The sequence below is a fragment of the Actinomadura miaoliensis genome (genome assembly GCF_039536785.1).
In the GTDB taxonomy this organism is placed as follows: domain Bacteria; phylum Actinomycetota; class Actinomycetes; order Streptosporangiales; family Streptosporangiaceae; genus Spirillospora; species Spirillospora miaoliensis.
This window is the reverse complement of the sequence record NZ_BAAAZG010000009.1, coordinates 42,779-52,259: the sequence shown is the minus strand read 5'-3', so window position 1 is coordinate 52,259 and position 9,481 is coordinate 42,779. Positions and strand designations below refer to the sequence as shown.

9 protein-coding genes are annotated in these 9,481 nt (G+C 71.3%); 3 read left to right on the top strand and 6 right to left on the bottom strand.

What is annotated here, in order from left to right; genetic code table 11:
• Positions 1-448: 448 nt before the first annotated feature.
• Positions 449-1,141: a TetR/AcrR family transcriptional regulator gene (locus ABD811_RS09865; protein WP_344944211.1), complete on the top strand. Its 693-nt coding sequence runs from the start codon at positions 449-451 to the stop codon at positions 1,139-1,141.
• Between the two features lie 384 nt (positions 1,142-1,525).
• On the opposite strand, the gene bldC is transcribed toward ABD811_RS09865, so the two are convergent.
• Together bldC and ABD811_RS09855 are read right to left on the bottom strand one after the other, a co-directional pair.
• The gene (gene bldC / locus ABD811_RS09860) at positions 1,526-1,729 is read right to left on the bottom strand and encodes a developmental transcriptional regulator BldC (protein ID WP_012850682.1); all 204 of its coding nucleotides are present in this window, start codon (positions 1,727-1,729) and stop codon (positions 1,526-1,528) included.
• Between the two features lie 270 nt (positions 1,730-1,999).
• Positions 2,000-2,920 carry a DUF8083 family protein gene (locus ABD811_RS09855; protein WP_344944208.1) on the bottom strand — a complete coding sequence of 307 codons (921 nt, stop codon included), beginning with the start codon at positions 2,918-2,920 and terminating at the stop codon, positions 2,000-2,002.
• A gap of 148 nt (positions 2,921-3,068) precedes the next feature.
• On the opposite strand from ABD811_RS09855, the gene ABD811_RS09850 reads away from it, so the two are divergent.
• Together ABD811_RS09850 and ABD811_RS09845 are read left to right on the top strand one after the other, a co-directional pair.
• Positions 3,069-4,151: a Glu/Leu/Phe/Val family dehydrogenase gene (locus ABD811_RS09850; protein WP_344944205.1), complete on the top strand. Its 1,083-nt coding sequence runs from the start codon at positions 3,069-3,071 to the stop codon at positions 4,149-4,151.
• A gap of 357 nt (positions 4,152-4,508) precedes the next feature.
• Entirely contained in the window at positions 4,509-4,727 is a 219-nt protein-coding gene (locus ABD811_RS09845; RefSeq protein ID WP_344944202.1) for a DUF3073 domain-containing protein, read from the top strand.
• 80 nt (positions 4,728-4,807) lie between these two features.
• On the opposite strand, the gene ABD811_RS09840 is transcribed toward ABD811_RS09845, so the two are convergent.
• From ABD811_RS09840 to ABD811_RS09825, 4 genes are all read right to left on the bottom strand, one after another.
• On the bottom strand, positions 4,808-5,455 hold the full coding sequence (locus ABD811_RS09840) for a SanA/YdcF family protein (RefSeq protein ID WP_344944199.1): 648 nt from the start codon (positions 5,453-5,455) through the stop codon (positions 4,808-4,810).
• Between the two features lie 101 nt (positions 5,456-5,556).
• Positions 5,557-6,585, bottom strand: coding sequence for a phosphoribosylformylglycinamidine cyclo-ligase (gene purM, locus ABD811_RS09835; RefSeq protein ID WP_344944196.1), 1,029 nt, complete (start codon positions 6,583-6,585; stop codon positions 5,557-5,559).
• A 31-nt stretch (positions 6,586-6,616) separates the two neighbouring features.
• Positions 6,617-8,089: an amidophosphoribosyltransferase gene (purF, locus tag ABD811_RS09830; RefSeq protein WP_344944194.1), complete on the bottom strand. Its 1,473-nt coding sequence runs from the start codon at positions 8,087-8,089 to the stop codon at positions 6,617-6,619.
• Between the two features lie 145 nt (positions 8,090-8,234).
• A partial coding sequence (locus tag ABD811_RS09825; protein WP_344944191.1) for a tyrosine-type recombinase/integrase occupies positions 8,235-9,481 on the bottom strand: 1,247 nt, incomplete at its 5' end.

The following is a 9,481-nucleotide window of genomic DNA, read 5'->3' as shown; positions in this document are numbered from 1 at the left end:
CCGGCGGACGTCGGCGGACGGCCCGCCGTCGCGTGGCGGCGGCACCGGGCCGCCCGGCCGCCGCGGCGACCTGCCGCTGCGCGACGCCGGAGGCTCTCCGCCGGGCGGCGCCGGGAACTCGCCGTACCGCGGCGCCGGCCTCTCGTTGCGCGGGGCTTTTCCTTCACCAGCTGACATGGCACTCCGTCCAGGGGGCCTGCAGGACCTGCCGCCATGGCGCCCCAGAGCCCGCGCGGGGGTCGGTGCGCGGGGGTCGGTGCGCCTTCCTCACTCGGGAGGAGATGCCATGATGCCTCGCCTTCGCCCGATATCGTCGCAACAGTGAGTAACGGGCCGCCGCCAATGGCAGTTCGGGGCTGTGGTGTTCCGGATCACACCTTCGCGGCCGCCCAGGTCGGGGCCTTCGCACGGCACCGAACCGGCCGTCGCGCTCGGATACGCTGCCCGGGTGGCAGAACACGCGGTGACCGACGCGGAGACGCGCACCGAGCGTCCCCGGCGCAGCCGGCGCAGGCTCAGCGTCGACGAGCGCAGGGACGAGCTGATCGAGGCGGCGCTCGGACTGTTCAGCACGCGGCCCCCCGAGGACGTGTCCATCGACGACGTCGCGGTGGCCGCGGGCGCCTCCCGGGCACTGGTGTACCACTACTTCGGCGGCAAGCAGGAGCTGTACGTGGCGGCGCTCACCAGCGCGGCGCGGCAGCTGTCGGTGCTGCTGGAGCCGCCCACCGAGGGCAGGCCGCTGGAGCGGCTGCGCATCTCCCTCAAGCGCTACTTCGACTTCGTGGAGGATCACGCGGCGGGCTTCACGGCGCTGCTGCGCGGCGGCCCGGCCGACCGCTCCGGCGAGGTCGGCGAGATCGTGGACAACGTCCGCCGGCTGCTGCTCGGCCGCATCCTGCACACCGTCGGCATCGAGGACCCCGGCCCGGTGCTGCGCATCACCCTGCGGTCCTGGATGGCCGCCGTCGAGACGGCCGGGCTGGACTGGCTGGAGCACCGCGACATCGAGCGCGCCGAACTGGAGCACCTGCTGGTGGACCAGTGGATCGTCATGCTGCGCGCCGCGGGACGGCACGACCCGGTCACCGGCGAGCTGTTCGACCGCCTGTCCCAGGAAGAAATCGACCCGGACCGCTGACCCCCCGGCCGCCGGTCGTCTGCGTGCGCGCACGCGCATGACGCGATATGGCGTGAACGGTGAGTTGGCCCAGGACCACGTCTTTCGTGGCCCTGGGCCTCGCCCAGGGGACCCCTGAACAGACCACTCGGCTGTTCAGCGGCCTCCTGGCCGCCCCCCACTGTTTGTGCTGTGTGCGTCCGGCGGGCGGTACGAACCGTAGGGAGACCCCCACGGCCACGGTCAGCCGTGGCCGTCGCGGGAGACGCGCCCCCGCGCCGTCGGCTCACCGCCACCGCTGCGGGGGAAGCCCCCCGCCTCCCCAGGTCGACCGCTACCGTCGCGGGGTACCTTCCCCCGCACCCCCGGCCCCGGTCGACGCAGGGGCCCGCCGATCGGAACGTGCTACTCCGAACGCTGCTGCGGGATTCCCGCCAGCAGCGCCCGCACCTCAGCCTCGCGGTAGCGCCGGTGTCCCCCCAGGGTGCGGATGGAGGTCAACTTTCCGGCCTTCGCCCACCGCGTAACGGTCTTGGGGTCGACGCGGAACATCGTCGCCACCTCTGCCGGCGTCAGCAGGGGCTCGGCCTCTGGCGTACGTGCTGACATGTGTGCGGCCTCTCCTCCGTGGACCGATGACAGCGATCCTGCGATTGAACCTCGCGGTCACTGATGTCCCCTATGGCCCGAAAGAGCCACTATGACATCACAACGTGTAACCTTGCCACCACTCAACGCAACAAGCAAGTTCCTGGCGGTAGTTGCGTGGGAACATCCCCGCGGAGACGGGTCGCGATGCGCGCACGGCGGCAGCTGGGTCACGCTGCGTGATTCTAGCGACACGTATAGTCGTATCGCGCGCGGATTCGGGAAATTTGTTCAGTTCGCCGATTCAAGGGCCCGTACGGGGCGCCAGCGGTCGAGCAGGCGCGTGGACATCGCCACCGCCAGCTCCACCTCACCGCGCTCCAAGGCGGCCAGCGCAACGGCGGTCTCGGCCACCGACGCGTCGGCGCGCAGCCATCGGTCGTCCAGCAGGTGAACCAGACCGCCATAATCCAGTTCCACCAGGGAACGAGGATGGAACTCCGACAGCCACCTGCCCAGTTCCTCCAGCCGTCCGGCACCCAGCGTGACCGGCTCGCCGCCGTCGCCGTCGCCGAGACGCGTGCGGACGATCCGCAGCGACTCCTCCACCCGGCGGCGGGCCTCGGCCATCGCCGTCACGTAGATGAGGGTACGCGCCGTCGCCGCCGTCGTCGGTCCGCAACCGGCGTGTTCCGTCGTCGCGGGGGCGGATTTTCCCTTACCGGACGTGCCGTCCCCGAGCAGCAGGCACCGCTCGCCCGAGGCGAACGGCACGAACCACGTGAGCGGCACATGCCAGGTGCTGGTCAGGATGTGCGGCCGCAGGGTGCGCCCGGCCCGCTTCCAGCGTTCGTAGTCGCGCTCCACGCGCTCGGTGACGACGGGCGGAGCGAACATCGGCACCAGGCGGGCGTGGGTCTGCTCCCGGAAACGCTCGTAGGCCAGCCATGACCGCAGGCGCGTCCCCCAGGGGCAGATGTAGAGGGCGTCGCCGGCCCGCCGCACGTAGGCGTCCTGGCTCTCCAGCTCGGGGGCGACCTCCGGGGGGTCGGCCGCCAGGCGGTGCAACGCCTCCAGATGCTCGACCCCGAGGGCGCGGATCCGTTTGGGGCGCCGCCTGGACTCGGCGTAGGCGGTCCACAGCGTCCGCGCGGGCTCGGGGAAGGCGGTCACCGGCTCATATACCCGTAGGTACGCGGCGTATGGCAGCACCACCGCATCGTGACACGAGCCACACCGAACCGCTGGCACCAGCACGCCACCGAGATCGGCGCGTTACGTGAACCCGCCAGGCGGGAGAGGCGGCACAGGGCCGCGACCGGTCCTAATCTGATCTCAAGACAGAGAGGAGGGCACTACCGTGCCTAATGTCTTCGGGACGCCCCACAAGGGCGCAGAACCCCGCCACGAGCAGGTCGTCTTCTGCCAGGACGAGGCCAGCGGCCTGCGCGCGATCATCGCGATCTACTCCACCGCGCTCGGCCCGGCGCTGGGCGGCACCCGCTTCTACCCGTACCGGACCGAGGACGAGGCGCTGGCCGACGTGCTCAACCTGTCCCGGGGCATGGCGTACAAGAACGCCCTGGCCGGGCTGGACCACGGCGGCGGCAAGGCGGTGATCATCGGCGACCCGGCCGTCGACAAGACCGAGGCGCTGCTGCGCGCGTACGGCCGGTTCGTGCAGTCGCTGAACGGCCGCTACTACACCGCCTGCGACGTGGGCACCTACAGCGAGGACATGGACGTGGTGGCCCGCGAGTCGCGCTTCGTGACCGGGCGGACCGTGGCCAACGGCGGCGCGGGCGACTCGTCCGTCCTGACCGCCTACGGGGTGTTCCAGGGCATGCGCGCCGCCGCCGAGACGGTGTGGGGCTCCCCCACGCTGCGCGGCCGGCGGGTGGGCGTCGAGGGCGTCGGCAAGGTGGGCCACCGGCTGGTGGAGCACCTGCGCGAAGACGGCGCCGAGGTGGTGATCTGCGACGTCAGCGAGGCGGCGGTCGAACGGGTCCGGGCCCGGCACCCCGAGGTGGAGGTCGTCGCCGACAACGACGCCCTGATCCGCACCGACCTGGACGTGTACGCCCCCTGCGCCCTGGGCGGCTCGCTCGACGACGACACCGTGCCCGTCCTCACCGCCAAGATCGTCTGCGGGGCGGCCAACAACCAGCTGGCCCACCCGGGGATCGAGAAGCGGCTGGCCGACCGCGACGTGCTGTACGCCCCCGACTACGTGGTCAACTCCGGCGGCGTGATCCAGGTCGCCGACGAGATCGGCGGCTTCGACTTCGAACGTGCCAAGTCCCGCGCCTCGGGCATCTACGAGACCACCAAGCGGATCTTCGCGCTGGCCGCGGACGAGGGCGTGCCCCCCGCCGCGGCGGCCGACCGTCTCGCCGAGCGCCGCATGTCCGAGATCGGCCGACTGCGCGGCATCCTCCTCTGACCCCTCCCCCGACGGACTTCGGCCGACCTGCCCGGTACGCCCCGGGCAGGTCGCCCTTCCGTGACGACGCCGTCGCACCGGGCCGCACCACGCGACCGGACGACCCCCGCCCTCGGAACCGGCAGGTTGCGGTTCGGTGGTGGCGTGTCGGCTTGGATCGGTGAACTCGCAACCACCGGATACACTGGAGTTCGCCGTTAGGGGCGTGCGCCACGTACCGACGATGTACCGAGCCGGGCGCAAAACGGGTACGGTTGTACCCGTGACTGACGCATGGCTCATCAGGCACCGGTTCGTGTGTAGGACGCGCGCGTTGATGGGCCCACATAAGCCCTGACCATCGAGGGGGTCGAGCCAATGGGTCGCGGCCGAGCCAAGGCCAAGCAGGTGAAGGTTGCCCGGCAGCTCAAGTACCGGACCGGCAACACGGACCTCGACCGCCTGAAGAGCGAGCTGGGAGTGTCCGACTCCCCCGGCGACGACTCCTACGACTACGACGAGCTCGCCGAGAAGTACGCCGACTACGCCGACGACTACGGGACCGAGGAGCGCAAGGACGGCACCTCCGCCCGTTGATCTTTGACACTACGCCACCGCCCGACGATCTCGCGGGCGGTGGCGTTGTTTTTTTACCCGCGGTTCCCGCTCGTCCGGCGCTAGCCGTCCAGGGCCTGCCGGACACCGGGCTCGGGCCCGCCCAGCACGGCCGGGTCGGGGCGGGCCGCCAGCGTGACCACGGCCTTCAGCATCGCCAGCGGCTCGCGCGCGTAACCGAACGTCGTCGCCGGCGGGCGCGCGGCCATGCTGTCGTCGCCGACGCCCCACGCGTCCAGGCCGGCGGCCCGGCACAGCGCCACGGCGCGCGGCAGGTGGAAGTTCTGGGTGACGACCGTCACACGCTCCACCCCGAAGACCCGCTTGGCGCGGACGCAGGAGGCCCAGGTGTCGAGCCCGGCGAAGTCGCGGACGATCCTGCGTTCCGGGACACCGAGGGCCACCAGGTGGTCGCGCATCGCGGTCGGCTCGTCGTAGCCGTGGGTCCGGTTGTCGCCTGACACCAGCAGCACCCGCACCTTGCCCCGCCGGTACAGGTCGGCGGCCAGTTCCAGGCGCCGGGCCAGCAGCGTCGTCGGCCGGCCGTCCTGGATCCCCGCCCCCAGCACCAGCGCGACCGGCGTCCGCGGGACGTCGCCTGGCCCGGCGCGGTGGCCGCCGGTCGCCGCGTAGGCCCAGGCGAGCGGCGCCAGCACCGCGTAGGCCGCCAGCCCGGCCAGCACCGCCAGCGGCGCACGCCACCGAAGCACCCTCAGCTTGATCACACCAGGTGTGACGACCACCGCCCGCCCCGGGGTTCGCCTCCCGGCCACGCCGGAAGCCCCCGAGGTGCCGGGGCGCGATGACGGCGTCAGGAGAGGTGGACGGTGCCGGTGCCGGGGACGATCTCGCCGAGCACCCAGGCGGGCACGTCGCGTCCGGCCAGCAGTTCCAGCGCGGCGTCGGCCCGGTCGGGCGCCACGATCGCGACCATGCCGACGCCCAGGTTGAAGGTCTTGTCCATCTCGGCGTCGGGGACCCGGCCGTGCGCCCGCAGCACCTCGAAGATCGGCGGGACCGTCCAGGACGAGCGGCTCAGCACCGCGTCGGCCGTGCCGGGCAGCGACCGCGCCAGGTTGCCGGCCAGGCCGCCGCCGGTGATGTGGGCGAACGCCCGCACGGCACCCGACCTGGCCAGCGCCAGGCAGTCCTGGGCGTAGATGCGGGTGGGGGTGAGCAGCTCCTCGCCGAGGGGGCGGTCGAGTTCGGCGGGCGTCGCGTCCAGGGTCAGCCCGGTGGTGGCGAGGATGTGCCGGACGAGCGAGTACCCGTTGGCGTGGATGCCGGACGACGCCAGGCCCAGCACCACGTCCCCCGGACGGACCCGGTCGGGGCCGAGCAGCTCGTCGGCCTCCACCACGCCGGTGGCGGCGCCCGCGATGTCGAACTCGTCCGGTCCCAGCAGGCCGGGGTGCTCGGCGGTCTCCCCGCCGACCAGGGCGCATCCGGCCAGCGCGCAGGCGTCGGCGATGCCGCCGACGATGTCGGCGATCCGCTCCGGGACGACCTTGCCGCAGGCGACGTAGTCGGTCATGAACAGCGGCTCGGCCCCGCACACCGCCAGGTCGTCGACCACCATGCCGACCAGGTCGTGGCCGACGGTGTCGTAGACGCCCAGGCGGCGGGCCAGGTCGACCTTGGTGCCGACGCCGTCGGTGGACGTGGCCAGCAGGGGCCTGCGGTACCGGGCCAGCGCCGAGGCGTCGAACAGCCCGGCGAACCCGCTGGCGTCGTCCACGACCTCCGGCCGCCGCGACCGCGCCACGCGCGCCTTCATCAGCTCGACGGCCCGCTCACCGGCCGCGATGTCGACCCCGGCCGCCTCGTAGGAGGTGCTCATCTTTCCCCTCGATCGTCGCGCTCTGGACAGGTCACGAGCGGGACGGCTCCAGCAGGTGCTTGCCGCGGGCGTCCTCGTCGACGGGGATGGGGTAGACCCCGTCGAAGCAGGCGCGGCACAGCCGGTCCTTCGGAACCTGCGACGAGGCGATCAGCGCGTCCAGCGAGATGTAGCCCAGGCTGTCGGCGCCGATGGAGTCGCGGATCTCCTCGACCGACAGGTTCCCGGCGATCAGCTCGGCGCGGGTGGCGAAGTCGATGCCGTAGAAGCACGGCCAGGCCACCGGCGGGCTGGAGATCCGCACATGCACCTCGGCGGCGCCCGCGTCCCGCAGCATCGCCACGATCGCCCGCTGGGTGTTGCCGCGGACGATCGAGTCGTCCACCACCACCAGGCGCTTGCCCTCGATGGCCTCGCGCAGCGGGTTCAGCTTGAGCCGGATGCCGAGCTGGCGGATGGTCTGCGACGGCTGGATGAACGTCCGGCCGACGTAGGAGTTCTTGACCAGGCCCTGGCCGTAGGGGATCCCGGACGCCTCGGCGTACCCGATCGCCGCCGGGGTGCCCGACTCGGGCGTCGGGATGACCAGGTCGGCCTCCACGGGGTGCTCGCGGGCCAGTCGGCGGCCCACCTCGACCCGGGTGGCCTGCACGCTGCGCCCGGCGATCGTGGTGTCGGGCCGCGCCAGGTAGACGTACTCGAACAGGCAGCCCTTGGGCCGCGGCTCGGCGAACCGCTCGGACCGCACCCCTTCCCCGTCGATCGCGACCAGCTCACCGGGCTCGATCTCGCGGACGAACGCGGCGCCGACGATGTCCAGGGCGGCGGTCTCGGAGGCCACCACCCAGCCGCCGAGGTCCTCCAGGCGGCCGAGCACCAGCGGCCGGACGCCCTCGGGGTCGCGCGCGGCGTACAGCGTCTGCTCGTCCATGAAGACCAGCGAGTACGCGCCCCGGGCGTCCGGCAGGAGCTGCCGGGCCGCGCCGACCGGGTCGCTTCCGTCGGCCAGCGTGCCGTGCGTGGCCAGCAGCGCCGTCAGCACCTCGGTGTCGGTGGTGGCGGTCAGGACGCCGGGCTCCAGCCGCGCGGCCAGCTCCGGCGTGTTGATCAGGTTGCCGTTGTGCGCCAGCGCCAGCCCGCCGGCCTCGGTGGACCGGAACGTCGGCTGGGCGTTCTCCCACGTCGGCGAGCCCGTCGTGGAGTACCGGCAGTGCCCGACGGCGATGTGGCCGCGCAGCGTGTTGAGCACCGACTCGTCGAAGACCTGCGACACCAGGCCCATGTCCTTGAACACCACGATCCGCGACCCGTCGCTGACCGCGATGCCGGCCGACTCCTGCCCGCGGTGCTGCAGCGCGTACAGCCCGTAGTAGGCGAGCTTGCTCACCTCCGCACGGGCCGCCGAATCCGGGCGCACCCAGACACCGAACACCCCGCAGGCGTCCTGGGGGGAGCGGTCGAGGGGATCGATGTCGTGGCTCAGACGTCCATCACCGAGAGGCACCCAGACAGTCTAGATGCCCAACTCCCCTGCTCCCATCAGCACATCTCCTTAATCGACCTGGAAGGAACGGATCTGGGAAGATCCAGGTCGGACGGTCGGCCTCACGCTCGATGGGGTCCGGGGAGCCATCCCGGGAGCCGCGCGCCTACGCGGACTTGTTGACCTTGCTTCCGAAGATGTCGTTCATGTGCTCGGCACCGTCGCGGATCTCCGGCCGGATCTGGTGCCGGTAGATCGTCTCGGTGATCTTGGTGTTCTTGTGCCCGACGAGGACGCTGATCTTCTCGACGGGCACGCCGTGATCGCTCATGAGCGAGACGAACGTGTGCCGCAGTTCGCGCGGCGCCCACTCGGCGCCGTTGAGGCCCGCCGCGTCGAGGACCTTGCGGAAGTGGTAGCGGACTTGCTGGGCACTGTACGGGGCGCCACGCTCGTTGCAGAACAGGCGATCGTGATCCTCGTACGCGTCTCCGGCCTTGAGCTTCTCGGCGGCCTGCCGCGCCTTGAGAGCGCGTAGGGCGTCTACCCCGAGTTGGGCGATGCCGAGCCCTCTGCGGCTGAGTGGCGTCTTGGTCTCGTCGTTGTGCCGTTCGGCGCGCAGGACGTAGACGGTTGCCGCGTCGAGATCGACGGCACTCCATGTGAGCTTGCGGAGTTCCTCGGTGCGGAGACCCGTGACGATGGCGAGGATCACGTACGCCCCGAGCCGATGCTTGGGCTTCGCCGCCTCTGCGAGGACGGCGTTGGCCTGCTCCAGGGTGAGCGATCGGGACTTGCGTGCGGGCTTGCCCTCTGGGGTGTCGACGAGGTCGGCGACGTTCCGTGCGACCTTGTCATGCCGCGCGGCCCTGCGGATGGACCGCTTGAGCAACCCGTGGACGATGCCGAGCGAGGACGACGTGAGGTGCTGCGTCCGTCCGTTGAGCCACTTCTCAACGTCATCCGCCGTGAGTTCCTTGAGGCGAATCCGGCCGAGGAACGGGATGAGCTGGTGATCGGCGAGCGACCGGTAGACCTTGTTGGTCTCCGGTGACCGGCCGGTCTTGGCGAACGCCGTGAGGAAGTCGTTGACCGCGTCCCTCACGAGGTACTTGTGATCAGGCTTCACTCCCTTGTCCAGGTCTTCGACAGCGTCCTTGAGCTTGTCCTTGACCTCGGTCTTGGTCTTGCCCTTCCTCTTGAGCCGCTTGCGCTTGCCGTCCGGGCCGAAGCCGAGCGAGAGGGCGCCGGTCCAGCCGTCGCCTTCCTGGTAGATCGACCCTTCGTACTTACCGATGTGGATCTTTGCCAAGAGATCCCTCCTTGGTGGCTGTGGCCGTCCGGGGGAGACGGCCCACATGCACGTTAACTCAAGACGTCCCAAGACGTCCCTAAGGTTGGGCGGGTTCGTCC

Excerpts from the sequence above, each read along its gene's own strand:
- bldC (WP_012850682.1), bottom strand. The coding sequence starts at position 1,729 with ATGTCAGCACGTACGCCAGAGGCCGAGCCCCTGCTGACGCCGGCAGAG.
- ABD811_RS09845 (WP_344944202.1), top strand. The coding sequence starts at position 4,509 with ATGGGTCGCGGCCGAGCCAAGGCCAAGCAGGTGAAGGTTGCCCGGCAG.
- purM (WP_344944196.1), bottom strand. The coding sequence starts at position 6,585 with ATGAGCACCTCCTACGAGGCGGCCGGGGTCGACATCGCGGCCGGTGAG.